At 70.1% G+C, this 24,875-nt stretch carries 26 protein-coding genes; 9 read left to right on the top strand and 17 right to left on the bottom strand.

The annotated features are described in order from the left end of the window. Positions 1-93 precede the first annotated feature (93 nt). Positions 94-876, top strand: a complete 783-nt coding sequence (locus AC2YHJ_RS14155; RefSeq protein WP_487396710.1) for an SDR family oxidoreductase — start codon at positions 94-96, stop codon at positions 874-876. Between the two features lies 1 nt (position 877). Here the strand turns inward: AC2YHJ_RS14155 and AC2YHJ_RS14160 are convergent, their stop codons facing one another. Next, on the bottom strand, positions 878-1,654 hold the full coding sequence (locus AC2YHJ_RS14160) for an AraC family transcriptional regulator (RefSeq protein ID WP_487396711.1): 777 nt from the start codon (positions 1,652-1,654) through the stop codon (positions 878-880). Between the two features lie 45 nt (positions 1,655-1,699). Between AC2YHJ_RS14160 and AC2YHJ_RS14165 the strand changes: the two genes are divergently transcribed. The 3 genes from AC2YHJ_RS14165 to AC2YHJ_RS14175 all read left to right on the top strand — a co-directional run bounded on the left by AC2YHJ_RS14165 (position 1,700) and on the right by AC2YHJ_RS14175 (position 4,837). Next, positions 1,700-2,290 (top strand): chromate transporter, encoded by a 591-nt coding sequence (locus AC2YHJ_RS14165; protein ID WP_487396712.1) that lies wholly within the window; start codon positions 1,700-1,702, stop codon positions 2,288-2,290. Continuing rightward, complete coding sequence (locus AC2YHJ_RS14170; protein WP_487396713.1) at positions 2,287-2,817, top strand: chromate transporter; 531 nt, start codon at positions 2,287-2,289, stop codon at positions 2,815-2,817. The genes AC2YHJ_RS14165 and AC2YHJ_RS14170 overlap by 4 nt, the downstream gene beginning before the upstream one ends. A gap of 466 nt (positions 2,818-3,283) precedes the next feature. Beyond that, positions 3,284-4,837, top strand: coding sequence for a DUF1254 domain-containing protein (locus AC2YHJ_RS14175; protein ID WP_487396714.1), 1,554 nt, complete (start codon positions 3,284-3,286; stop codon positions 4,835-4,837). A gap of 247 nt (positions 4,838-5,084) precedes the next feature. Here the strand turns inward: AC2YHJ_RS14175 and AC2YHJ_RS14180 are convergent, their stop codons facing one another. Beyond that, positions 5,085-5,687: a thiamine pyrophosphate-dependent enzyme gene (locus AC2YHJ_RS14180; RefSeq protein WP_487396715.1), complete on the bottom strand. Its 603-nt coding sequence runs from the start codon at positions 5,685-5,687 to the stop codon at positions 5,085-5,087. After that, the gene (locus tag AC2YHJ_RS14185; RefSeq protein WP_487396716.1) at positions 5,684-6,214 is read right to left on the bottom strand and encodes a thiamine pyrophosphate-binding protein; all 531 of its coding nucleotides are present in this window, start codon (positions 6,212-6,214) and stop codon (positions 5,684-5,686) included. The genes AC2YHJ_RS14180 and AC2YHJ_RS14185 overlap by 4 nt, the downstream gene beginning before the upstream one ends. A 121-nt stretch (positions 6,215-6,335) precedes the next feature. Here AC2YHJ_RS14185 and AC2YHJ_RS14190 point away from each other — a divergent pair, with 121 nt between their 5' ends. After that, positions 6,336-6,812: a YaiI/YqxD family protein gene (locus AC2YHJ_RS14190; RefSeq protein ID WP_487396717.1), complete on the top strand. Its 477-nt coding sequence runs from the start codon at positions 6,336-6,338 to the stop codon at positions 6,810-6,812. A gap of 10 nt (positions 6,813-6,822) precedes the next feature. Here AC2YHJ_RS14190 and AC2YHJ_RS14195 read toward each other — a convergent pair whose 3' ends face one another. The 8 genes from AC2YHJ_RS14195 to AC2YHJ_RS14230 form a co-directional block, all read right to left on the bottom strand. Beyond that, positions 6,823-7,356: a M23 family metallopeptidase gene (locus AC2YHJ_RS14195; RefSeq protein WP_487396718.1), complete on the bottom strand. Its 534-nt coding sequence runs from the start codon at positions 7,354-7,356 to the stop codon at positions 6,823-6,825. 174 nt (positions 7,357-7,530) lie between these two features. After that, positions 7,531-8,274: a thermonuclease family protein gene (locus AC2YHJ_RS14200; RefSeq protein ID WP_487396719.1), complete on the bottom strand. Its 744-nt coding sequence runs from the start codon at positions 8,272-8,274 to the stop codon at positions 7,531-7,533. A gap of 105 nt (positions 8,275-8,379) precedes the next feature. After that, positions 8,380-9,345: a tripartite tricarboxylate transporter substrate binding protein gene (locus AC2YHJ_RS14205; protein WP_487396720.1), complete on the bottom strand. Its 966-nt coding sequence runs from the start codon at positions 9,343-9,345 to the stop codon at positions 8,380-8,382. Positions 9,346-9,406: 61 nt separating this feature from the next. After that, entirely contained in the window at positions 9,407-10,369 is a 963-nt protein-coding gene (locus AC2YHJ_RS14210; protein WP_487396721.1) for a substrate-binding domain-containing protein, read from the bottom strand. Beyond that, positions 10,366-12,489, bottom strand: coding sequence for a xanthine dehydrogenase family protein molybdopterin-binding subunit (locus AC2YHJ_RS14215; RefSeq protein WP_487396722.1), 2,124 nt, complete (start codon positions 12,487-12,489; stop codon positions 10,366-10,368). Before AC2YHJ_RS14215 ends, AC2YHJ_RS14210 begins: the two co-directional genes overlap by 4 nt. Next, positions 12,486-13,022, bottom strand: coding sequence for a (2Fe-2S)-binding protein (locus AC2YHJ_RS14220; protein WP_487396723.1), 537 nt, complete (start codon positions 13,020-13,022; stop codon positions 12,486-12,488). Before AC2YHJ_RS14220 ends, AC2YHJ_RS14215 begins: the two co-directional genes overlap by 4 nt. A gap of 7 nt (positions 13,023-13,029) precedes the next feature. Further along, entirely contained in the window at positions 13,030-13,998 is a 969-nt protein-coding gene (locus AC2YHJ_RS14225; protein ID WP_487396724.1) for a Bug family tripartite tricarboxylate transporter substrate binding protein, read from the bottom strand. A gap of 60 nt (positions 13,999-14,058) precedes the next feature. Next, a complete protein-coding gene (locus tag AC2YHJ_RS14230) occupies positions 14,059-14,796 on the bottom strand; it encodes a proteasome-type protease (RefSeq protein ID WP_487396725.1) in 738 nt (245 codons plus the stop codon). A 126-nt stretch (positions 14,797-14,922) separates the two neighbouring features. Here AC2YHJ_RS14230 and AC2YHJ_RS14235 point away from each other — a divergent pair, with 126 nt between their 5' ends. Further along, positions 14,923-15,339, top strand: a complete 417-nt coding sequence (locus AC2YHJ_RS14235; RefSeq protein ID WP_487396726.1) for a nuclear transport factor 2 family protein — start codon at positions 14,923-14,925, stop codon at positions 15,337-15,339. Positions 15,340-15,354: 15 nt separating this feature from the next. Here AC2YHJ_RS14235 and AC2YHJ_RS14240 read toward each other — a convergent pair whose 3' ends face one another. Together AC2YHJ_RS14240 and AC2YHJ_RS14245 are read right to left on the bottom strand one after the other, a co-directional pair. Continuing rightward, positions 15,355-16,296, bottom strand: a complete 942-nt coding sequence (locus tag AC2YHJ_RS14240; RefSeq protein WP_487396727.1) for an alpha-E domain-containing protein — start codon at positions 16,294-16,296, stop codon at positions 15,355-15,357. Beyond that, positions 16,290-17,756, bottom strand: coding sequence for a circularly permuted type 2 ATP-grasp protein (locus AC2YHJ_RS14245; protein WP_487396728.1), 1,467 nt, complete (start codon positions 17,754-17,756; stop codon positions 16,290-16,292). The genes AC2YHJ_RS14240 and AC2YHJ_RS14245 overlap by 7 nt, the downstream gene beginning before the upstream one ends. A 181-nt stretch (positions 17,757-17,937) precedes the next feature. On the opposite strand from AC2YHJ_RS14245, the gene AC2YHJ_RS14250 reads away from it, so the two are divergent. Together AC2YHJ_RS14250 and AC2YHJ_RS14255 are read left to right on the top strand one after the other, a co-directional pair. Continuing rightward, entirely contained in the window at positions 17,938-19,560 is a 1,623-nt protein-coding gene (locus AC2YHJ_RS14250; RefSeq protein WP_487396729.1) for a thiamine pyrophosphate-dependent enzyme, read from the top strand. Next, positions 19,557-20,243 carry a hypothetical protein gene (locus AC2YHJ_RS14255; protein WP_487396730.1) on the top strand — a complete coding sequence of 229 codons (687 nt, stop codon included), beginning with the start codon at positions 19,557-19,559 and terminating at the stop codon, positions 20,241-20,243. The genes AC2YHJ_RS14250 and AC2YHJ_RS14255 overlap by 4 nt, the downstream gene beginning before the upstream one ends. Positions 20,244-20,299: 56 nt before the next feature. Here the strand turns inward: AC2YHJ_RS14255 and AC2YHJ_RS14260 are convergent, their stop codons facing one another. Then, entirely contained in the window at positions 20,300-21,712 is a 1,413-nt protein-coding gene (locus AC2YHJ_RS14260; RefSeq protein WP_487396732.1) for an amidase, read from the bottom strand. After that, positions 21,709-21,915, bottom strand: a complete 207-nt coding sequence (locus tag AC2YHJ_RS14265; protein ID WP_487396733.1) for a hypothetical protein — start codon at positions 21,913-21,915, stop codon at positions 21,709-21,711. Before AC2YHJ_RS14265 ends, AC2YHJ_RS14260 begins: the two co-directional genes overlap by 4 nt. Before the next feature lie 112 nt (positions 21,916-22,027). On the opposite strand from AC2YHJ_RS14265, the gene AC2YHJ_RS14270 reads away from it, so the two are divergent. Beyond that, complete coding sequence (locus AC2YHJ_RS14270; RefSeq protein WP_487396734.1) at positions 22,028-23,164, top strand: mandelate racemase/muconate lactonizing enzyme family protein; 1,137 nt, start codon at positions 22,028-22,030, stop codon at positions 23,162-23,164. 4 nt (positions 23,165-23,168) lie between these two features. Here AC2YHJ_RS14270 and AC2YHJ_RS14275 read toward each other — a convergent pair whose 3' ends face one another. Together AC2YHJ_RS14275 and AC2YHJ_RS14280 are read right to left on the bottom strand one after the other, a co-directional pair. Continuing rightward, positions 23,169-24,143, bottom strand: coding sequence for a Bug family tripartite tricarboxylate transporter substrate binding protein (locus tag AC2YHJ_RS14275; protein WP_487396735.1), 975 nt, complete (start codon positions 24,141-24,143; stop codon positions 23,169-23,171). A gap of 216 nt (positions 24,144-24,359) precedes the next feature. Then, a complete protein-coding gene (locus tag AC2YHJ_RS14280) occupies positions 24,360-24,785 on the bottom strand; it encodes a carboxymuconolactone decarboxylase family protein (RefSeq protein ID WP_487396737.1) in 426 nt (141 codons plus the stop codon). Positions 24,786-24,875: the final 90 nt, after the last annotated feature.

The following is a 24,875-nucleotide window of genomic DNA, read 5'->3' on the forward strand; positions in this document are numbered from 1 at the left end:
AAACCGAAAGTCTCGCGGAACGGAACGATGGCCTTGCCGGCGCGGCCGCGTGGCGGGACCATGTCTGAAGCATTTCATGGCGGAGGAAACGTGATGCAGGGCAGCAACCAGCCACTGACGGTGGACCTGACGGGGCTGCGCGTGGCGATCAGCGCCGGCGCGGGTGGGATCGGGCGCGTCATGGCCGACAGTTTCGCCGCCCGCGGTGCCAAGGTCTTCGTCTGCGACGTCGATGAGGATGCGCTCGCCGACTGCCCGTATCCGAAGATGCGCGCGGATATGGGCGAGACCGCCGATTGCGAGGAATTCGTCGATGTCGCCGCCGCGACCCTCGGCGGGCTCGATGTCCTGGTCAACAATGCCGGCATCGCCGGCCCCACGGCCCGCGTCGAGGATGTGGCGCCCGAGGCGCTGGAGGCGACGCTGCGCATCGACCTCGCCGCCATGTTCCACTGCGCGCGCCGCGCCGTGCCGCATCTGCGCAATGCCGGCGGCGGGTCGATCGTGAACCTGTCCTCCGCGGCCGGGCGCTTCGGCTTCCCGCTGCGCAGCCCCTATGCCGCGGCGAAATGGGGCGTGGTCGGCTTCACCAAGTCGCTGTCGATCGAACTCGGCCCGGACCGCATCCGGGTGAACGCCATCCTGCCGGGGCTGGTGGCGGGCGACCGCATCCGCCGCGTCATCGAGGCCAAGGCCCAGGCGCAGGGCGTCGCCTTCAAGGACAAGGAGGCGGAACTGCTGCGCGACGTCTCGCTGCGCTGCTACGTCACGCAGCACGACATCACCAACATGGCGCTGTATCTGTGCTCGCCCTTCGGCGCGACGATCAGCGGCCAGGCGCTGGCGGTGGACGGGGACGTGCAGCGGCTGGGGTAGCTCAGCCACGCCCCCGTCCATAGGCGGCGGGGGCGACGCCGAGCGTCCGCCGGAACATGGTGCTGAAGGCGGTCGGGCCGGCATAGCCGAGGTCGAGCGCGATGTCCGTCACACGCTCCCCGCGCAGCAGCCGCGGCAGCGCGGCGAGCAGGCAGGCGCGGCGCTGCCATTCGGCGAAGCTCAGCCCCGTCTCGCGCCGGAAATGCCGCGTGAAGCTGCGGCGGCTGAGCGCGAGGTCGTCACCCCAGGCGTCGATGCTGTCGCGCATCGTCGGGCGGTCCAGGAAGCGGCGACAGCGCGCGAGCAGCCTGCCCCCGCGCGGCAATGGTAGGCTGAGCGGCAGCACGGGTGCCGCCGCGATCTCATCCAGCAGCAGCGCCATCACCCGTCCGTCGCGGCCGTCGCGGTCGTATTCTGCGGGCACGTCCACCGCAGCGATCAGCAATTGGCGCAGCAGCGGCGAGATGCCGACGACGCGGCAGTCCTTCGCGAGGTCGTCCCGCGCATCGGGTTCGACATAGACGCTGCGGGTCGCCACCGCGCCGATCATGCCGATGGCGTGCACCGTGCCGCCGGGGATCCAGATGGCCTGGCTCGGCGGGACCATCCAGGCGCCCAGGCCGGTGCGGACCAGCATGGTGCCGCGTTCGGCGAACAGCAGTTGCGACCGGCGATGGCTGTGCGCGGGGTGTTCGTGGCCGGTGGGGTATTCGTTGCCGACCGCGACGATGGGGCGCGGGGTGGCCTCGATCTGTGCCGCGCGGATGTGCCGGGCCATGGCCCGGATTCATAGCATTTCGACCCGCACGGGGAAGCGGGCCAGATGATGCTGCCCGATACTGCGCGCCGGACGGGATCGGAGGATCGGATGACGGGTGGGCGCGTGGTGACGAAGGCGGAGCTGTTCCTCGGCTTCCTCAAGATCGGGATGCTGGGCTTCGGCGGCATCGCGCCCTGGGCGCGGCATGTCATCATCGAGGAACGGCGCTGGCTGACCGAGAAGGAATTCGCCGCCATCCTCGGCATCGGGCAGGTGCTGCCGGGGCCGAACACGATGAACGCCGCGGTGATCATCGGCGACCGCTTCCAGGGGCTGGTGGGTGCGGTGCTGTGCGTGCTCGGACAGTTGCTGGTGCCGCTGGTGATCGTCACGGCGCTGGGCGCGGCCTATCTGCGCTTCGCCGATGTCCCGGCGGTGCATGCGCTGGTCATCGGCGCCGCGGCTGCCGCCGCGGGGCTGGTGCTCGGCACTGCGGTGAAGATGGCGCGCAACATCCGTCCTGCCCCGCGCGCGCTCGCGATCATCGGCGGCGCCTTCGTGTCGGTCGGCATCATGGAATGGCCGCTGGTGCCGGTCGTCGCGGTTCTGGTGCCGCTGTCCATCGGTGCTGCCGCGCTGGAGCGGCGCGGATGAGCCAGGCATCGCTCGGCGACATCGCGCAGGTCTTCGCCGTGCTCTCGCTGGTGTCGATCGGCGGGGCCAATGCCACGTTGCCGGAGATCCGGCGCCAGGTGGTCGATGTGCATGGCTGGATGGGCGATGCCGGCTTCGCCGATGCCTTCGCGATCTCCCACGCCGCGCCGGGGCCGAACATCATCATGGTCAGCCTGATCGGGTGGCAGGTCGCGGGGCTGGCGGGGCTGCTGGTGGCGACGCTCGCCATCGTCGTGCCGTCCTGCACGCTGGCCTTCATCGTCTCCCGCACGCTGACGCGCTGGGGGGAGCATCCAGCAGTCGGACTGGTCAAGGCCGGGCTGGTGCCGGTGGCACTCGGGCTGATCCTGGCGAGCGGCGTGGCGATGATGCGCACCGCCGCGCAGGACGTGGCGGGCGTTTGCATCGGGATTGGCGCGGCGGCTTTCGTCGTGCTGTCGCGGCGCAATCCGCTGTGGGCATTGGCCGCAGGGAGCGCGGTGATGATCGTGGTGCAGGGCGCTTAGGGTCTCGGAGAGGGGCTTTGTCCTTCTCCGAACCTCACCCCACCAGAGGCCGAACGGCCTTTGGAAACCGATACCTGACGCCAGGTGAGGCGGTTCATGGGGACAGCTTGAAAGCTCGCCACATGGCGCCGATGCGTGATCACGATTGAGCGGCGCCGCGCATGATGGGCGCAATCACAGGCAGCGCTGATTGACACGATGCCGCGACCTGCCCGGTTGCCGGAAATGGATAGGATTTGATCGTGATCTGAGGCCGGAACGTCTTGTGGCGTGGCCTGCCGCCCAGATACCTAGCGACGCAATCGCGTGCGCGCCGATACACTGCGCGCACGCGGCATCACGCGCATTCACGAACGACCTGAAGGACCGCATGGCAATGCAACGACGGACGCTGACGGCGGCTATCGGCTCACTCCCTGCCCTGTTGGCGAGCGCGCCGGGTGATGCGCGGGCGCAGGGAGCGAGTGTGGCTGGCAGCCGTGCCGCACCGGGCATTCCTGCTTCCATCGCAACGCCGGACCGTGTCGATTCCTGGCTCGGCACGCTGCAGTTCAATGACGGCGTGCCGAGCGCCGCGACCGCCGAGAAGCTCTACGAGAACCTCGACCGCGCGCGTGCCTTCGACGCCTTCGTCAACACCTTCCAGGGCGTCAATGCACGGGCCATCCACCGCGGCTTCCTCGACATCGGCGTCAAGGACAACGAGATCCTGATCTTCTCGGAACTGATGGACGCGAAGTCCCTGTTCCTGACGGCCAATGCCGACACGGTCTACTTCGTCGGCATGATCGATCTCTCGAACGGCCCGATGGTCCTGGAGACGCCGCCCGAGGCGCTCGGCACCATCGACGACTACTGGTGGCGGTGGGTGATCGACTTCGGCGCGCCCGGCCCCGATCGCGGCCTGGGCGGGAAGTACCTCCTCCTGCCGCCCGGCTATGACGGGATCGTGCCCGAAGGTGGCTACTACGTCGCCCGTGCGCGCACCACACGGGTGCTGCTCCTCGGTCGTTCCTTCATGGTCGACAACAACCCGGCTTCAGCGGTCGAGGTCATCAAGCGCCACACCAGGATCTACCGCTATCAGCCTGGCGGCATGGGGACGTCCGTTGCCGAGTTCCTCGCCGGCCGCGCGCCTCTCGCACGCCTTGAGGCGCCGCCGGCCCAGGTATTCCACGAAGGCAGCGGAAAGGTGATGAACACCATTCCGCCGGGTGACTTCAGTGCCTTCGAATTCCTCGACGAGGTCGTGCAGCAGGAACCGGCGACCGCACTCGATGCGGAGCTCATGGGCCCCCTCGCCGCCATCGGAATCATCAAGGGCAAGCCCTTCGCACCGGACGCGCGCATGAAGCGCATCCTCACCGAGACAGCCGCGGTCGCGAACGCAACGCTGCGCACCCTCTTCACCACGCCGCGTGACCCCGAATGGGCCTATTACCCGGGCTCGGCCTGGCAGAACCCACTCTTCATCAGCGGCTCGGAGTTCGAGACGCCGATCCCCGAGATCACCCGCGAAGGGGTGCGCGTGCACGCGCCCACCGGCTACCGCACGATGAACATCCGCAGCATGTTCTTCTACGGCATCACTGGCATCACGCCCGCGATGGCGATGCGCCTGCCGGGCATCGGGTCGCAGTATCTCCTGACCTTCCAGGATGCGGCGAAGCGCCACTTCGATGGGGCGAAGCACTACCGGGTGACGCTGCCGAAGGATATCCCGGAAGCGAAGTTCTGGTCCTTCACCGTCTATGACAACCAGACACGCTCCATGCTCGACACGCCCCAGCGCTACCCGCGTGCCGGCAGCCAGTCCTTCCCCTCACCGGCCGCCACGGCGAATCCGGACGGCAGCACCGTGATCCACTTCGCGCCGACGCAGCCGAACGGCGTGGCCCGCGGCAATTGGATCCAGACGACACCGGGCAAGGGGTGGTTCACCATCCTCCGGCTCTACAGCCCGCTCGAGCCGTTCTTCGCCAAGACCTGGCGACCGAGCGAGGTCGAGGCGGTCGCCTAGAGCAGATCCCGATCGGGTGGAATCACCTGATCGGGTGAGGATGCTCGCGAAAACAAAGGGCTGGAGACGTTGCCGTGAGCCATGGCGAACGGGAACGGCTCCAGCCGTCCGGCACGAGCGCCCTCTCTTCTGCTGAGGACGCCCACGCCGCCCGGCACCAACCCAAGGTGTCCAGAGGCCCTTCGGCCTTTGGCGGGGTGGGTCTGAGAGGGGCAGAGCCCCTCCCAGACCCACCCTCCCGCCCCGCTCAGACCGGCTGCGCCATCGCCCGCGAGAAGGACTCGCGGAAGCGGATCGGATCGCGGTCCGTCTGGTTGCGGCCCGGCTCGTTGTCGATCTTCACGCCGATCAGATGCGGCCCGTCGGTCGTCAGCGCCTTCGCGACCAGCGCGTCGAACTCCGCCTCATCCGCCGCCCACGCAGCGCTGGCGATGCCCGAGGCACGAGCGATCGCGACCATGTCGGTCCGTGCGCTCGCCGCCGGCGTGCCCTGCCCGCCGGTGATCTGGTAGATCCCGTTGTCCCACAGGATGATGACGAGGTTCTTCGGCTTCTGCGCCGCGATGGTGGACAGGCAGCCGAGCTGCATCAGCAGCGAGCCATCGCCCTCCAGCGCAAACACGCGCCGCGCCGGCTGGGCGATGGCAACGCCGAAGGCGATCGGCGCGGCCAGGCCCATCGAGCCGAGCATGTAGAAATTCTCGCCGCGCGTCTTGTCGGCGCCCCAGAGATCCCAGTTGGAATTGCCGATGCCGCCGATCACCGCTTCGCGGTTCGTCAGCGTGCCGACCAGGCGCTTCGTCAGCGCCGCGCGGTTCATCACATGCAGGTTGTCGGTGGTGTCGGTCACTTGCGGGCTCCGCTCAGCAGAGGGGAGATGATCAGGCAGGCCGGCCAGCGCGTGGCGAAGGCCTGGCGGATGGTGCGGTCGGCCATGAAGGCGGCCTCATCGAGGCGCGTCATGGTGTGGTGCTCGATGCCCATGGAATCGAGAATCGGGCGCATGGTGCGGCAGACGATCGCCTGGCCCGGGTTGAATTCGCCCATCGTGCCACGTTCGGAGACCACCATCAGCACCGGCACCTGGAAGGCGACGGGCAGCGAGGCCAGCGCATTGGGCAGCGTCGCGAAGCCGGAGGTCTGCATCATCACGATGCCGCGCATGCCCGCCATGCTGGCACCGGTCACGATGCCCACCGCCTCTTCCTCCCGTGCGCAGGGGAAGGTGGTGAAGAAGGGGTCGGCGTGGCAGCCATCGATCAGCGGCCGCAGGACGTTGTCGGGAACATAAGTGACCAGGCGGACGTCATTGTCCTTCAGGGCCTGGCGCAGGATGGCATGCCAGGTGGTCGGTGGCGCCTCGGCCGCGCTTGTCATGTCTTGGGACTCTCCTCGTATCCGAGGCGGTATCGCACCCTCCCCGCCAGGCGCCAAGACAGGCGGCGACCCCCCGGCGCGGTGATTTCCAACCGATCGCGATCTGCCCTAGGGGTGGGCGATGGATGACGCCCAGCCCCGCTTCCTCGTCGATGCCGATGCCTGCCCGGTGCGCGAGGAGGTGGTGCGCGTCGCGGGGCGGCTCGGCTTCTCGGTGGTGCTGGTGACCAATGGTGCGCGGCCGGTGCGGCCGCCGGCGGTGCCCTATGTCCGGCTGGTCGTGGTGTCGGAGGGTGCCGACAAGGCGGATGACTGGATCGCCGAGGAAGCGCGGCCGGTCGATGTCTGCCTGACGGCCGATATCCCGCTGGCCGCGCGCTGCCTCGCCAAGGGCGCCTTCGCGCTGTCCTTCAAGGGTAAGCCCTGGACCACCGACAACATCGGCAGCGCGCTGGCCGGCCGCGAATTGTCGCGCCATCTGCGCGAGACCGGCGCGATCGCGGGCGGGCCGGCGCCGATGACGGCGGCCGACCGGTCCCGCTTCCTCAATGCGCTGGATACGATGGCGCAGGCGGCGCTGCGCCGGGCGCGGGGTTAGGCCCGCCCGATCAGCGCCGCGCTTCGGCCACCTGCCGGTCGTCCAGGCAGGCGGTCCGCGTGAGCCAGGGCCAGGGATCGACCGGCCGGCCATCGCGGCGCAGCTCGACATGCAGATGCGCGCCGGTGGTGCGGCCGGTGCGCCCGACACTACCGAGGCTGCCGCCCGCCGCGACTGTCGCCCCCGGGGTGATGCCCGGCGCGATGCGCGACATATGGGCATAGCGCGCCACCGTCCCGTCGGCATGCTGGAGATCGACGATCAGGCCATAGGCGTAGTACCGCCCGGCGAAGACCACCGTGCCTTCGCGCGCCGCGCCGATCGGCGAGCCATAGGGCGCGCGGATGTCCACCCCCGGATGGAAGCCCCGGCCACGATAGCCGAAGCCGGAGGAGTACTCGCCCGCCACCGGCATCAGGATGGCGCAGGAGGAGCTATTTGCTGCCGAGGGTGTCGCGGTAAGGCTGGCAAGGCATGCCACGCCAAGGGCGGCGGCCATGACCGGAATTCGGGTCATGCGGATCGTCTGGCGCGTCAGGCGCATGCAGGGGTTTCTCCCGCTGTTTGTCGTGAAGCCGGTTCTGGTAAGGCGCGATTTGGTGAAGCCGCCTGTGCATAGGCCGCGCGAGTGCCGCAGCGTCAACCCGCGGCGCGTTGAATTCGGTGGAGAATGCACAACCGGAACGTGTCGTCACCGGATGCGTCCAGGCCGTGCCTGCTATTGGTGGCGACGGCGGAAATCCCAGGGTGCCTCGAAACGACCGGCCCAGATGCCGCGGCCGATGGTGCGGGCAGTGTCCTCCTGCGGGACGTAGTCGGTCGAGTAGCGCCGATAGGCCATGGCCCACCCCTGCGCGACGAGGACCGCCCCGATGTCCTGCCCATCAGCGCCGGCGCAGCGCACGACACGCCTGCGATAGGCATCGACGCCAAGCGTCTCGCAGGTCACGCTGCCATCGCCGAGGATGCGCGACATGGCCGCCCGCGCCGCCTCCCCGCAGTCGTAGCCCTGCCCGCCCCGCTCACAGACCTGCCCCATCTCGGGCGCGTCGATGCCGCTCAGCCGCAGCCGGTCACCGCCGACGGAGAGCGTGTCGCCATCCACCGCTACCACGCGGGCGGTGAAGCGGGCCGCCGGGGTGCCGTCCTCCTGGCCCGGTGTCGCGGTGCCGTAGACGACGCGCGGCATGGTGGCAGGGGTAGCGGGCCGGGGCGCGGGTCGCGGCGGTGCCGCCGGGGCGTGCTGGGACGGCGCAGCGGCCGGCACGGGCACCGGCGCACCGCCCTGGTGCCAGGCCAGGTAGCCGATCACGATCAGAAGCGAGGGGACCAGCGCGCCCGGCAGCACCATGGCCAGCGGGCGACGCCACCGGCCCCGCCGCTGCGCCGTGCGCTCCCCCCGCTCGGCGGCCAGCAACGCCTTGCGCAATTCGGGCGGCAGCTTGCGGCGGTCAGACGGCATGAAGGGCCAGGGGACGACTCGGGAGGGATGCCGGCAGGCGCCGCCGGCCGCCCCAGTATGTCTTCACGGATCGGTCATATCCAGGCGGCCGGGTCGTGCAGGGCGTCAATCCGCCCGGATGTTGTTCTCCCGGACCACGGCACCCCACTTCGCCACCTCCCGCTGCACGAAGGTGCCGAGGGCAGCCGGGTCGGACATGATCAGCCGCGCCTGCTGGGTTTCCTCCATGGTGCGGCGGACCTGCGGGTCGGACAGGGATTCCTTCAGCGCCGCGTTCATCCGCGCCACCGCATCCTGCGCCGTGCCATGCGGTGCGAAGACGCCCCACCAGGCTTCTGCTTCCAGGCCCTGGAAGCCGGCCTCGCCCACCGTCGGCATGGCGGCGAGCGCGGGCAGGCGTTCCGGTCCGAACTGGGCGAAGGTGCGCAGCGTGCCGCCGCGGACATGCGGATGCACCACGGCGGCCGAGCCGATCATCATGTCCACATGCCCCGCGACCGTGTCGTTCACCGCGAGCCCGCCGCTGCGATAGGGCAGATGCGTCATCCGCGTGCCCGTCTTGCCCTGCAGCAGCACCATGGTCAGGTGCCCGATCGTGCCATTGCCGGTGGACCCGAACGAGACAGCGTCGGGCCGCGCCTTCGCGCCATTCACCACATCCGTGATGGTCTGGAACGGCTTGTCCGGCTTGCAGGCGAGCACATAGGGCGCGCCGCCGATCAGCATGACGGGATCGAGGTCGCGATCCGGGTTGAAGGGCAATTGCGGGATCAGCGCGGCGAGCGTGGCGTGGCTGTCGAAGGTCAGCAGCCAGGTCTGGCCATCGGGCCGCGCCTTGGCGACCGCGTCGGTGCCGATGGACCCGGCAGCGCCGCCGCGGTTCTCCACCACCACCGGCGCGCCGAGACGCTGCGTCAGGCCGGGTGCGACCAAGCGCGCGACGGCATCGGTCGAACCACCTGGCGCGAAGGGCACGACGATGCGGATGGCGGCACCCTGCGCGCGGACGGCCGGTGCGGCGAGTGTCGCGGCGGCAGCGCCCAGCGCGGCGCGGCGGGTCATCGTGGTCATTGGTCGTTCTCCCCGGATGGTTGCTGCCTTGATGGGACGGCCGCGCCGGGGCGGCAACCCCTCAGCCGTCATCCAGCAGGTCGAGCACGGAGGGATGGAACAGTGCCTCGGGCGCGATCTCCCGCGCCGCCAGCCCATCGGCGACGGCGTAGCGGATCATCGCGGCGATCTCGTCGCGGTTGCGGCGGAAGCCATAGGGCCAGGGGTTGCCACCCATTGCAGCGATCTGTGCCTCGGCTTCCGCCGCGATCCAGGGCAGCGAGACGCGCAGCACGTTGACCAGCCGCAACTCCGCGATGGAGGCCGCCTTGGCGGCGGCGAAGGCGCGGAACAACTCGACCGGCAGCCAGGGGTGGCGCTCAGCGACGTCCTTTCGCACGGCGAGGCAATGCATGATCGGGAAGAAGCCGGTCGCCGCGAACCAGGCCTGTTCCTCGGCCCGCGTGTCGGGCCACAGGCGCGCGACCGGCGCCGAACCCTCGAGGAAGCAGCGCGGCGGCCGTGGGCCGATCAGCGCGTCGATCTCGCCCGCCGCCAGGGCCGCTTCCAGGTCGCGGCCGAGCGGCTTCACGTCGAAGCCGTCGGGCAGCGTGATCGCCACACGCTCGCCCCCGGTGCGCCAGGCGATGGATCGCGTGTCCACGCCGTAGTGCTCGCGCAGGAAGCCGCGCACCCAGAGTGCGGCTGTCTGCTGGTATTCCGGCAGGCCGATGGTCCGCCCCGCGAGGTCGGCGGCGCTGCGGATACCCCGGTCAGTCCGGATGTACACCGCCGAATGGCGGAAGGCGCGCGAGAGGAACACCGGCACGCCGACATACGGGCTGTCACCCCGCGCGGTGGTGACGATATGGCTGCCCATCGACAGTTCGCTGATGTCGAACGCCTTGTCGCGCAGCGCACGGCGGAAGATGTCCTCCGGTTCCCCGGGCAGGAAGGTGATGTCGCAGCCGGGCACGCGGAAGCGCCCATCCATGAGCGGCCGCGTGCGGTCGGAGGATGTGCAGGCAAGCGTCAGCGGGATCATGAAGCAGCGAGGTTCCCCGGCGTGAAGGGCATGGCGCGTGGGCGGATGCCGAGCGCGTCATGGATGGCATTGGCGATCGCCGCGATGGTCGGCGCGAGCGACGCCTCCCCGGCCCCGAGCGGCGGCAAGTCGGGGCGCGGGATGAGCCGTGCCTCGACCATCGGCACCTCCGAGAAGCGCAGGATCGGATAGGCATCCCAGTCGGTGCTGGTCACCGCGCGGCGGTCGAAGGTCACCTGTTCCTTCAGCGCCATCGACGCGCCATGGATCGCGCCGCCCTCATACTGGTTCAGCACGCCATCGGGGTTGATCGCCTCCCCCACATCGGCGGCGATCCAGAGGCGGCGGCAGAAGACGCGGTCCAGCGCCTCGATCTCGGCGGCGACAGCGCAGTAGGCACCGGAATTCTTGTAGCGCGCATAGGCGAGGCCGAGGCCGAACCCTTCGCGCTTCGTACGGCCGCGCCAGCCGGCCATCTCCGCGGCGAGAGCGATCACCTCCCGCCCGCGCGGATCATCGAGATGGCGCAGGCGGAAATCGAGCGCGTCCTGCCCAGCCATCGCCGCCAATTCATCCATGACGGATTCGACCGCCAGCACATTCGCCGGCGCACCGAGGCCGCGCAGCGCCGAGACGCGCAACGGCATCTCCGCGAGCCGCTTCACGCCGACGGACAACTTTGGAATGCGATAGGCCGGCACCGCGTTGCGCTGCGCCCCGCCGCCGCTGGCCAGCGGCGGGTTCATGGCGTTCGGGATCTGACGGGGTGGGTCCATGTATTCGACCGCGAGCAGCGTAGGGTTCGGGTTGCGTCCGGGGCGCGAGGAATGGCCGTGGCTGGTCACTTCCTCCCGCCACGTCGCGATGTTGCCTGCGGCGTCGAGCGAGGCCTCGATCTCCACCAGCATGGCCGAGGACATCGGCCCCCAGCCGAGTTCCTCGGCCCGTGACCAGGCAAGCCGCACGGGGCGGCCCGGCACGGCGCGCGCGGCCAACGCGGCATCGAGCGCCACGTCGTCCGCGCCGTTGTGCCCGTAGCAGCCAGCCCCTTCCATGTGGCGCACGAGGATGTCGTCCTCGGCCATGGACAGCGCCTTGGCGAGGTCGGCGCGGAGATTGTAGACGCCCTGCGAGTGCGTCCAGACCTCGAGCGTGCCGTCCTGCCAGCGGGCAACGGCGCAACTCGTGCCAACCGAGGCATGGGTGACATAGGGGCGCAGGAAGGATGCGTGCAGCGTCTGGGCGGGCGCGCCAGCCGGGTCGTCGCGCTCGGCGATGACGGCGTGCTCGCCGGGTGTTGCGCGCAGCCAGTCGGGGAGCGTCGCCGCCGGCGGCAGCGTGTCCTCTGCGTCCCAACTCGCGCGGGCGGCAAGGCGTTCGGCGGCGGCTTCCGCATCGTGCTCGGTCGGCGCGACCACGGCGAGGAAGGATCCGTCGCGCACGATCGTCGCCTCGCCGGGCAGCGCGCCGTCGCGCAGGGCCGTCAGCCGCGCCCGGCGCGCCGGCGGGCGCACCACCCGTGCATGCAGCATGCCCGGCAGGCGCAGGTCATGGACGAAGCGCGCCACGCCGAAGACCTTGTCCGGCAGGTCGAGCCGCGCGGCCGAACTCCCGGCGATGCGGCGCTGCTCCGGTGCCTTGGGGCGTGCATCGGTGGGCGCGTCGCAGTCCAGCAGCGCCGCATCGGCCTGCGCCCAGTAGGAACCGACCTGCCGTCCGTCTGCTGCGAGGAAAGCGCCGTCCTCGACGCGCAGCGTCTCCAGCGCGATGCCGCTGCGCTGGGCGACCACCTGCAGGTGGATCGCGCGCGCCGCCGCCGCCGCATGGCGCAGCGCCATGCCGCTGTCCTGCACGGACAGGCTGCCGGAGGTCACGCCCTCATTCGGGCTGTCGGGCGTGGCCGCCGCGCGCAGGCGGATGCGCGGCATTGAGACGTCGAGTTCCTCGGCCACGATCTGCGCCAGCGCCGTCAGGATGCCCTGTCCGAGTTCCACCTTCCCCGGCGTGACGGTGACGTGCCCCGCCGCATCGAAAGTGAGCCAGCGATCCAGCCGAGGATTGGCGGCGAGGCTGCCGGGCAGTTTCCCAGGCGGTGCCGCGCGACGATCCAGGTCGCTCATCGTGTGGCTCCGCCTTGCGGCCGATTCACGCCGGTGCTCGCGGCCCATGGCCGCTCCGCCCTCTGGCGATCGGACGCCCGCATCTCCTCCGCCGCCCGCTTCACCGCGCGGAGGATGCGATTGTGGCTGCCGCAGCGGCACAGATGCGGGTCGAGCGCCGCGCGGATCGCCGCGTCATCCGGATCCGGATCGCGCGCCAGCAGCGCCGCCGAGGCAACCAGGATGCCCGAGAGGCAGAAGCCACATTGCCCCGCCTGCTCGTCAAGGAAGGCGCGCTGCAAGGGATGCGGCGCCTCCGGCGTGCGGAGCCCTTCCACCGTCGTCACACTGCGCCCCGCCACCGCCGTGACGGCCAGGGTGCAGGCGAAGGCCGGCGCACCGTCGACCAGCACGACGCAGGCACCGCAGTGTTCCGTGCCGCAGCCGAAGCGCGGCCCGGACAGGCCGAGCGCGCCGCGCAGCGCATGCAGCAGCGACGTCGCCTCGGGCAGATCGACCGAGACCGCCGCGCCATTCAAGGTGAAGCCGGTCATGTGCGGGTCAATTCGCCTGGATCCCGGCGATGCGGATGCCCTCCGCCTGGCGCGTGATGTCCTCGCGCAGGAAGCGGTCGAAGCCAGCGACATCCATCGGGTTCACCAGCGCGCCGGCGCGCGTCTGCGCGTCCCGCGTCGCGGGCAGGGACATGATGCGATTGACCTCGGCGTTGAGGCGCTCGCGGACCGGCATGGGTGTGGCGGCCGGAGCCATCAGGCCGAGCCAGATGCTGGCCTCGTATCCCGGCAGCACCTCGGCGACCGTCGGCACATCCGGCAGCAGCGGGCTGCGCTGCGGGCCGGTGGTGGCGAGCGCCCTCACCCGGCCGCCGCGCGCCTGTTCGGCCATGGTCGGGATGGCGTCGAACATCATCGGCACCTGGCCGGCGATCAGCGCGGTGCGCGCCTCGTTCGAGCCGCGGAAGGGGATGTGGGTGATCTGGATGTCGGCCATCGCGCGGAACAGCTCGCCAGCGACGTGATAGGGCGTGCCGGGACCGGAGGAGGCGTAGTCGACCTTCCCCGGGTTCGCCTTCGCGTAGGCGATCAGCTCCTGCACCGAATTGGCCGGCAAGGAGGGATGCACCGCCAGCACATGGTGCGCGACATTGATGAAGGCGACGGCGGAAAGGTCGCGCATCAGCACATAGGGCCGGTTGGGCAGCAGCGTCTCATTCGCCGTGTGGGTGTTGGACATCAGCAGAAGCGTGTGACCGTCGGGCGCGGCCTTCGCCACCGCATCGGCTCCGATGGTCCCACCCGCGCCCGGGCGGTTCTCGATCACCACGGGCTGGCCGAGTGCGACGGCTAGCGGTTCGGCCAGGAAGCGCCCGGCCACATCGGCCGACCCTCCGAGGCCGAAGGGGACGATCACGCGGATGGGGCGCGACGGCCAAGCCTGCGCCGCTGCGTCGCGGCCGACCGACGCGGCGGCGAGCGCACCCAGACCCAGCGCGGTCCTGCGTCCGATCATGTCCATTGCCCTCCCGTTGTTGGCGCCATTAGGGGCAGCCTCGGCGGGTGGGCGCAAGGGTCAGGCGGGCACCCAGTCCGGCACCGGCATGGCGCGATAGGCATCGCGCAGGCTGTTCGACCAGCCCTCGCGGACGGAACGGAAATACGGCTCGTCCTCGGTGATGCGCTTGCGCAGCGTCGCGCAGCAGCCGCCCTCCCGATACACCAGCAGGTCGAGCGGCATGCCCACTGTCAGGTTCGACCGCAGCGTCGAATCCATGCTGATCAGCGCGAGCTTCACGCCGTGGATCAATGAGGTTTCCGGCGTCACCACGCGGTCGAGGATCGGCTTGCCGTATTTGTGCTCGCCGATCTGCAGGAAGGGCGTGTCCTCGGTCGCCTCGATGAAGTTGCCGGCGGCGTAGATCATGAACAGCCGCATCGCCTGGCCGGTGATCTGCCCGCCGAGCAGCAGCGCCACATCGAAGCCGATGCCCTGGGCGCGGAGCGCCGGGCCGTCCGCGTCGAAGACCGCGCGCACCGCCGCACCGACGAGCTGCGCGGCGCGGAACATCGACGGCACGTCGCGCAGCGTGTGGCGTTCGCCATCCAGCCAGACGCCTTCCTGAAGGCGCGACCAGACCTGCTGGCTGATGGCGAGGTTGCCGGAGGACAGCATGGCGATCATGCGCTCGCCCGGCACTTCCTCCACATTCATCTTGGAGAAGGTGGAGATGTGGTCGACCCCCGCATTGGTGCGGGTGTCGGAGAGCATGACGAGGCCCTGGTTGAGGTAGAGCCCGACGCAATAGGTCATGGAAATCGCCTCCGCTGGGGCGGAGAGACGGCAAATCGCGCCGGCGCGTCAAGTAGCCCATGGCGGCCGCGATGCAACCATGCCCGCCGCTGCATCGTTCCCTCCGGCGGCAGGACGGAGGTTCGCATGTCGTCGAAGCAAGCCATCATCGATCTCGAGACGCGCTTCTGGCAGACCATGATCGACCGGGACATCCCGACAGCCGTGGCGTTGATGGATGATACGTCGCTCGTGGCCGGAGCGCAGGGCGTCGCCCGCATCAGCGGTAAGCAGTTCGCCGCCATGATGGAGCATGGCCAGTGGACGCTTCACAGCTTCGCCTTCAGCGATGTCGAGGTGACATTCCCGGTCCCCACCACGGCGGTGATCGCATACAAGGTGTCCGAGCGCCTGACCGTCGATGGCCAACCGCTCGAGATGGAAGCGGCGGATTGCTCGGTCTGGGTCAGGAAGCACGATCAGTGGCGCTGCGCGCTCCACACGGAATCCGTGCTCGGCGATCCCTTCGGCCGCGATCGAAGTGGCTCGCCAAAGGCCGGCTGATCGCCGGCGAAGCGATCACGCCTGCAGATAGAAATCCTGGATCTGCCGCCCAAGCTCCAGGTTCCGGTTGATCGTCGCCGTCAGGAAGTCGTGCAGCCCGTCTTCCATGATGTCCTCGATGCGCCCGAAGCGCAGGCGGGCGTGCATCTCCCCGGCCAGGCGGTGGCACTCGCCGCGCCGCCCGCCATGCGAGGCGGCGATGCCGTCCAGCACCTCCTCGATGCGGGCGTAGCAGGCGACGATGGACCGCGGCAGTTCCGGGCGCAGGATCAGCAATTCCGCGATGCGTCGCGGTTCCAGCCGCGAATGATACACCCACTGATACGCCCGCAGCGCCGAGACGGAGCGCAGGATCGCCTGCCACTGCACATAGGCGACCGCGCCACCTTCCTCGGTGCCCTTCAGCGCGTGGTGATGAACGTCGAGCACGCGGGCAGTGTTGTCCGCACGCTCGAACATCGTGCCCAGACGGACGAAGCGCCAGGCCTCGTCGCGCAGCATGGTGTCGGCATAGGCACCGTTGAACAGCACCGTGCGCGACTTCACCCAGTCGAGGAAGTCGGGCAGGTTGTCGGGCGTGAAGCTCGCCTCGGTGGTGCGGCGGCCTTCGGACCAGGTCTCGTTCACTGCCTCCCACATGTCCACGGTCAGCGCGGTGCGCACGGCGCGCCCGTTGGACCGCGCGGCCTCGATGCAGGACAGGATGGAGGACGCGTTGGACGTATCGGCAGCGAGGTAGCGCACCACCGCTTCCTGCGTCAGCGCCTGCCCGGTGGCGGCGAAGCCCGGCGCGCAGCCGGAAGCGATCAGCAGCGCCCGCCAGGCATTGTCGCGCCGGTCCACGGCGCCGGTCAGGCTCGCCATGCGCAGCGTCACCTGCAACCCGCGGGCATTGTTCCCGGCGCGCTCCATGTAGCGGCCGAGCCAGTAGAGGCTGTCGGCGGTGCTGCTCAGCATTGCGACTGCCCCTGCGTCGGCTGCGCGATGTCGGCGGGGTCGTCCTCCAGCACCCAGGTGTCCTTGGTGCCGCCGCCCTGCGACGAATTGACCACCAGCGAACCTTCCCGCAGCGCGACGCGGGTCAGGCCGCCGGGGACGATCCGCACCTCCTTGCCGCACAGCACGAAGGGCCGCAGATCGACGTGGCGCGGCGCGATGCCCTTGTCCACCAGCGTCGGCACCGTGGACAGCGCAAGGGTCGGCTGGGCGATGTATTCGGCCGGCTTCGCCTTGATCCGCGCGGCGAAATCGGCGCGCTGCTCGGCCGTGGAATGCGGCCCGACCAGCATGCCGTAGCCGCCCGACCCATGGGTCAGCTTCACCACCAGCTCGTGCAGGTGTTCGAGGACATAGGCGCGGTCGTCCTCGCGCTCGCACAGATAGGTCGGCACGTTGGACAACAACGGTTCCTCGCCGAGGTAGAAGCGGATCATCTCCGGCACATAGGGATAGACCGCCTTGTCGTCGGCGATGCCGGCCCCCGGCGCATTGGCGAGCGCGACATTCCCCGCCTTGTAGGCCGCCATTAGCCCCGGCACGCCCAGCACGCTCTCCGGCCGGAACACCTTGGGGTCGAGGTAGTCGTCATCGATGCGGCGATAGATCACGTCCACGCGCTGCGGCCCAGTGGTGGTCCGCATGAAGACGACATCGTCCTCGACGAACAGGTCGGGGCCTTCGACGACCTCGACCCCCATCTCATCGGCCAGGAAGCAATGTTCGTAATAGGCGCTGTTGTAGGAACCGGGGGTGAGGATCGCCACGCGCGGCAGGCCGCGGCAATTCGGCGGCGCCACCGATTTCAGCGTCTCGAGCAGTTCCTCAGGGTAATGCCCGACCGGGGCGATGTGATGCCCGGCGCAGAGGCCCGGGAACAGCCGCAGCATCGCCTCCCGCCCCTCCAGCATGTAGGAGACGCCCGACGGCGTGCGGCAATTGTCCTCGAGCACCCAGAATTCATTCGGCGCGGTGCGCACCACGTCGATGCCGGCAATGTGGGTATAGACGCCGCCGGGCGGGATGAAGCCCTTCATCTCCGCGCGGAAGGCCTCGTTCTCCCGCACCAGCGCGGCGGGGATGCGTCCGGCCTTCAGGATCTCCTGCGCGCCATAGACGTCCAGCAGGAACAGGTTCAGCGCCTTGACCCGCTGCATCAGGCCACGCGACAGCGCATCCCATTCCGCGCGGGCAAGGATGCGGGGGATGATGTCGAAGGGGATCAGCCGCTCGGGATCGCCGCCCTCGCCATAGACGGCGAAGGTGATGCCGATGCGCTTGAACAGCAGCTCGGCCTCATGCCGGCGGCGTTCGAGCTGCTCCCGCGGCGTGGCGGCGAGCCATCGCGCGATCTCGGCATAGGGTCCGCGAACGAGGCCATCGGCCGTCATCTCGTCGAAGGTTGGGGTGGTCCTGGTCACCGGCGCGAAGTCCTCCGGTCGCCAGCCTCGCCGGGGTCAGGGTTCCGACGCAAGCCCGGGATGGCGATGGGGCACCGGAACAGGGACGGTTTTGCCCAGGAAGCGGGCGGGCGGTGTTGCCCGGATGGGCAGCACGGGCCGGCGCCCCTATCCTTGCCATTCCAGAACGCCGGAGTGCCCGATGACCGAGACCGCCCCGCCCACCGCCGCCGATTCCATCGCCGCCGCCTTCGCCGGCGCCGGCACGAAGCGGATTTACGGGGTGCCCGGCGGCGGTTCGAGTCTCGACCTGATCGCCGCGGCCAAGGCGTGCGGCATGGAATTCGTGCTGGCCCGCCACGAGACCTCGGCGGTCATCATGGCGGCGACAGAGGCGGAACTGTCCGGTGCGCCCGGGGTGGCGCTGTGCACGCGCGGCCCGGGTGTGGGCAATGCGGCGAACGGCATGGCGCATGCGGCATTGGACCGCGCGCCGGTGGTGCTGCTGGCGGATGGCTTCGCGCCGGCCGAGCGCGCCTTCGCCACGCACCAGTATTTCGACCATGCGGCGATGCTCGCGCCGGTGACCAAGGCGCAGCTTTCCGTCGGCCAGATGGCGGCCGGTGAGGCCGCGACCCGCGCGATCGACGCCGTGCTGGCCGCGCCACGCGGGGCGGCGCTGATCGAATTGTCGGGCGGTGCAGCGCGCCAGCCGGCCGCGCTGCCGGCCAGCGTCGCGCGCCCTGCCCTGCCCGGCCCCGATGCGGCGGCGGTCGCCACTGCGCGGCGGGTGCTGGCCGCGGCGAAGCGCCCGGTGGTGGTGGCGGGGCTGGAGGCGATGGACGCCGCGCCAGAGTTGCGCGCCCTGGTCGCGGCCCTCGGCTGCCCGGCGCTGGTGACCTACAAGGCCAAGGGCGTGATCGCCGACGCCGATCGGCATTTCGCCGGCATCTTCACCTGCGGTGCGGCGGAAGGCCCGGTGCTGGACCGGGCCGATGCGGTGATCATGGTCGGCGCCGACCCGGTCGAATTCATCCCCAAGCCCTGGCGCTGGCCGGTGCCGGTGATCGAGATCGCCACCGCCCCGCGCGCCCTGCCCTATGCCGCCCCCGCGGCCGCGCTGTCGGGCGCCATCGCGCCCGCGCTGGCGGCGATCACTCAGGGTGCGTCGCGCTCCACCTGGGATGCCGGCGAGATCGCTGCGCTGCGCGAGGCCTGGCTGCGCCTGCTGGCGAACGACCCGCGGCGCGGTGCGGGGATCGGCCCGCAGCGGCTGGTCGAGGTCACGCAGGCCGCCTGCCGCAAGGCCGGCTTCGACCCGCGTGCGGCGATCGACGCCGGGGCGCACATGTTCCCTGCCACCACCTTCTGGCAATGCGAGCGGCCGGGCGACCTGCTGATCTCGAACGGCCTCGCGACCATGGGCTTCGCGGTGCCGGCGGCGATCGCCGCCGCGCTGCATGACCCGCAGCGCGGCGCGATCGCCTTCACCGGCGATGGCGGGCTTCTGATGGGCCTCGGCGAGTTGGCGACGGCGGCGGTGATCGGTGCGCGCGTCGTCGTGGTGGCCTTCAACGACGCGACGCTGTCGCTGATCGACATCAAGAAGGAACAGCGCGACCTGCCCGATGGCGCGCTGGGCTGGCCGCGCGCGGATCTCGCGGCCGCGATGCGGTCGATGGGCGGGATCGGCCTGACGGCGAACAGCGAGGCGGAACTCGCCGAAGCTGTCGCCGCAGCCTGCGCCGCGACCGGGCCGGTGCTGATCGACGTGGCGGTGGACCCGTCCGGCTATCCCGCGCAGATCAAGGCGCTGCGGGGATGATCGGTCGCCGCGGCCTCGCCATCCTGCCAGCCCTGTTGCTGCCTGCCGGCGCCGCGCGCGCGCTGGAGGAAGCCGCGGCCGTCCGCGCCCTGTTTGCCGACACCGAGGCCGGCCGCCGTGGCGCCTCCCCCGCCTGCTCGGGCTTCGGCGCCTGGGGGCCGGCAACCGATGGCCTGTCCGTCGTGGCGGTGCCCGACGAGGACGGGCTGCGTGTCGCGCTGATGCGTGACGGCACGGATGGCGCGCCCGAGATCGTCGCCGGGCCGGTGCTGCTGGAACCCATCACCATCGATCCGTGGTGGGCCTGCCTGATCGATGTGGACCGGCTTGCTCCGCTGGGCGGGCGGCCGGTCATCGCCCTGCGGGCCCACAATTCCTACACCTCGACCGGGCGCAGCACCTCGACCGAGGCGCTGCACCTGCTGCTGCGCGACGGCGCGACCCTGCGGCCGATCTTCGGCAGCCTGGTGTCTGCCGCGCATAGCGAGGAAGGGCCGCGCGGCCGGCGCACGAGCTGGCAGCGCCGCTGGGTCGTGGTGCCGGTCGGACGCGGCCGCGACGGCATGCCGAACCTCGAAGTGCGCGACCGCCGCAACAACACCGTGGTCAGTCGCCACCGCTGGGGCGGCGAGGGCTACGTGCCGCCGGTCTTCGACCGCACGCCGCCGCTCGGCCCAGGTTAGGGCGGACCCCGTCCGGGTGGCACCACCCGGACGGGCGACGATGCCCGCTCCCGGCGCTACAGCGCGGGCACCTGCGCGTGCCAATCGGTATCGCGCTGATAGGCATCGGCGACCATCAGGGCGCGGCCCTCTCCGAAGGGCCGGGCCGAGAGCTGCATCCCGATCGGCAGGCCGCGATCGTCGAAGCCGACGGGAATGCTGACCGTCGGGATGCCCAGGTAGTTGAATGGCCGCGTATTGGCCGAGACTGCCATGTGCCGCGCCCAGTTCGCCTCGGCATCCACGTCGATATCGGTTCCCGCGAGCGTCGGCACGCGCATGCGCAGCGTCGGCGTGGCAACGATGTCGTGGCCAGCGAAGGCTTCCTTGCAGAATTGCCGCAGCAGCGCGCCGCGGCGCGACAGCGCCTCCAGATACCAGGTGCCCGGGATGGCGTAGCCACCATAGAGGCGCCCCGAGAGATGGGTGGCGTAGTCGCCGGGATGCTCGCGCATCCAGTTGGCATGGATGGTCGCGCCCTCGACGCGGCTGACCACCGAGACATAGGTGCCGATGGCGCGCAGCGATGGGCAGGAGACATGCTCCACGCTCGCGCCGCGCGCCTTCAGCACGGCGAGCGCTGCCTCGAAGCCGCGGACGACTTCATCATCCGCGCCGTCGAAGAACCATTCGCGCGGCACGGCGATGCGCAACCCGCGGATGTCGCCGGTCAGCGCGGCCTCGTAATCCGGTACGGCCTCCGGCGCCGCCGTCATGTCGATGCCGTCCTTGCCTGAGATCACCGTCATGATGCGCGCCGCGTCGCGTGCCGTGCGTGTCAGCGGACCGACATTGTCCATGCTGAAGGACAGCGGCATCACACCGGTGCGCGGCACGCGGGTCTGCGTGCCCTTGATGCCCGTCACGCCGCAGATGCCCGCCGGCAGGCGGATCGACCCGCCGGTATCCGACCCAAGCGCCGCGGCGAAGAAGCGCGCGGCCACGCCGGCGCCGGACCCCGAGGACGACCCGCCCGTGCAATACGGCAGGTTCCACGGATTGTGGCAGTCACCGAAATGCGCGTTGTGCCCGGTCGGGTTCTGCGCGAACTCCGCCATGTTCAGCGTGCCCATGTCGATGGCACCGGCTGCATCCAGGCGCTGCAGCACGGTCGCCGTCACACCCGGCACGAAGTCGCGGCGGATCTTCGATCCGCAGGAGCTGACCTTGCCGGCGCGGTAGTACATGTCCTTGTGCATCATCGGCACGCCGGACAGCGGACCAGGCTTCGCCCCGCCGGCGCGCGCCTTGTCCTGTGCGGTGGCGGCTTCCAGCGCCGCTTCGCGATCCAGGCGGATGACGCTGTTCACCTTGCCGTCATGCGCGTCGATGCGCGCGAGGCAGGCGCGCACCATCGCTTCCGCGCTCGCCTCGCCCTTCGCGAAGGCATCGGCGGCCGCGGTGACGGACAGTTCCGCGAGGCCGCTCACGCGCCCTTCTCCGCTTCCTCGCGCAGTGCCGCTTCGAAGGAGGACGGCTCATCCTCGAACACCAGCGTGCCGCGCAGCGCCTCGAAGTCCCGGATCAGCGCCGGGAAGTCCTCGAGGCCGCGGCGGCCGGCTGCGTTGGGGCATTCCACGCCGGTCCACAGGCCGATCGCCGCCATGGTCGGGGGAACGGGGTCACTCGCCATCCTGTCACTCTCCTCAATCGCCGGACCACATCCTGGGCACGACAGGCGATGGGTTTGCAAACCGCGTGCCCGGCTGGCAGCCTCCGCGCAAGGACACGAGGAAACGAAGCCGATGAAGATTGTCGATGTGCGCGCCTACCCGACCTCCTTCCCGCTGCCGCCGGGTGGGCCGCGGCTCGGCATCGGCCAGGCGGTCAAGCGCGATGCCGTGATGGTGAAGGTCACCACCGAGGACGGCATCGTCGGCTGGGGCGAAAGCCATCACGGCCGCGCGCACACCGCCATCGCAACGCTGATCCAGACGACGCTGCGGCAGTTGATCCTCGGCATGGATGCCTTCGACACCACCGGCATCAACGCCCGCATCTACAAGTACCAGTTGGCGAGCCACGGCATGGGCGCGGGCTGCGCCATGGCGATGTCGGGCATCGACATGGCGCTGTGGGACGCCAAGGCGAAGGCGCTGAACCTGCCGCTGTACAAGCTGCTCGGCGGGTCGGCGCGGCCGGTGGCCGCCTATGCCGGCGGCGTCGCGCTCGGCTACCAGCCGCCGGCGCAGCTGATCGACGAGGCGGCGCCGCATATGGAAGCCGGCTACAAGGCGTTGAAGCTGCGCGTCGGCGACACGGTGAAGGACGACATCGCGCGCATGGAGGCGGTGCGCGACGCCTTCGGCAAGGAGCTGGTGATCCTGACCGACGCCAATATCGGCTACAACATCGACCAGGTTCGCCAGGTGATGCCGGAGATGGACCGGCTGAACATCGGCTGGCTCGAGGAACCCTTCCCCGCGCACGACCATCACCTCTACGCCCAGGCACGCGGCTATGGCGTGACGCCGCTGGCGGCCGGGGAGAACCACTTCACCCGCTACGAATTCACCCGCGTTCTGGAAGACGGCGTCATCACCATCTGGCAGCCGGACCTGTCGAAGTGCGGTGGCATCACGGAGGCGCTGCGCATCGCGGGGATGGCATCCGCCTTCAAGATCCCAATCCACCCGCATTCGTCGATGACGGGGGTGAACCAGGCGGCCTCGATCCATTTCCTCGCTGCCATCGAGAATGGCGGGTATTTCGAGGCCGACATCTCGCGCGCCAACAAGTTCCGCGACGAGCTGGGCAGCGAGCCTTGGAAGATCGGCGCCGACGGCAACGTCCTGCCCAACCAGACGCCGGGTATCGGCGTCGAGGTGGATGAGGGTTTCCTCGCCGCCCATCCGGCGATCGAGGGGCCTGGCTACGTATAGGTCGTCAGCCCGGCCGGTGGCGGAGCGCAGCGAGCACGATCGGTTCCCACTTCTCGCGCTCGGCGGCACCGCGCCGGGCGAATTCCTCGGGCGTGGAGGGCAGCGGTGACATGCCCTCGCGCCCGAAGGCTGCGATCACGTCGGTATCCGCGATCGCCGCGTTGATCGCACGGTTCAGGCGCGTGATGGTCGCGGGCGGGGTGCCGGGCGTCGTCATCACGGCAAACCAGCCACTGACCAGGAAGTCGCGGTAGCCGAGTTCCACCATCGTCGGCACCTCGGGCAGGATGGAAAGGCGCTGCGGCGTCGGCACCGCCAGCGCCCGGACCTTTCCCGCCCTGATCTGCGGCAGGGCCGTCGGCGTGGTGGCGAAGCAATAGTCGATCCGCCCGGCGATGAGTTCCATCACCGCCGGCGCACCACCACGGAACGGCACGGCGATGGTGGACAGCCCGGCATCCTTGTCGAGCAGCAGCGAAGCGAGCCAGGGGCTGGCCCCGATGCCCGGATGCGCCCAGCTCAATTCGCCCGGCCGCGCGCGGGCCGCGGCGACGAGTTCATCCACGCTGCGCCATGGCCGGTCGGCGGGTGTGATGAGGATGGTCATGACATCGGCGACCAGCGACACCGGCGCCAGGTCGTTCATCGGCTTGATCGGGAAGTTTGGCTCGCTGATCGCGTTGATGATGATCGCGCCCATGTTGCCTGTCGTGACGGTGGCGCCGTCCGGCACCGCGCGCAGCACCGGTTCGAAGGTGAGCATGCCGCCGCCGCCGCCGCGGTTTTCCACCACCACGGTCTGACCCAGGCGCGCCGACATGCCCGGGGCGATCAGCCGTGCCGTCAGGTCCTGCGACCCGCCGGGGGCGGAGCCGACCAGCATGCGGATCGGGCGCGTGGTGTTCGGCTCGGCTGCCCCCGCCAGGCCGGGTGCGGCGAGCGCGATGACAGCACCGGGCAACAGGCGACGCGTGATCATGGTTTCCTCCACCACCGCACAGCCTCGGCCTTGTGCCGACCGATCGGTCGATTAGACGGCCGTCGTCCCGCGCGGCGCAAGCATCCTGCACAGCATCGCGCGGCAGTGATCAGCCGGCGCCGGCCGCGGCGAGGATGACATCCGGGGGGAACGGCGTGACGATGGCGACGCCGCCTTCGGGAAAGACGCAGGCGCGGCAGTGCGCCTGCGCGATCGCTACGTCCGGGACGCGGCGGCGCCTTCGGCAGCGATCGCCGCGGCATGTTCCATCACCTGGCGCCCGGCGCGGTTCCAGGTGGTGATGCCACCGACCAGGATGCACTGCACCAGCCCCTCGGCGAGTTCGGCAAGCGTAGCGCCCTGCCGCAGCGCGTTCGCGGCATGGACCTTCGCGCCATCGACGGCGCCCACCATCACATCGAGCAGGACGAAGACGAGTTCCTTGGTGCGCAGGTCGAGCGCGCCGCCCGCCTCCGGGGTGCGCATCGCCGCCTCGCGCAGCAGGCCATAGCCGGCGAAGGCGCCAGGCGCGTGGTCGAGCAGCAGCCGGAAGGCATCGGGCACGCGGCCGGTCGTCGCTTCGAAATTCGCGATGCCGCGGGCCACCGCCGCCGCCATCACCTCATCCGCATCCGTGGTCATCGCGCTGCCTCTTTGAATCGCGTGGGCAGCCTTCGTCGCGGCAGCGCCGGCGTCAACCGGCGCCTTTCGCGTCCCGGGCACTTGCCGCAG

This window comes from Roseomonas sp. SRI_022 (assembly GCF_057586215.1).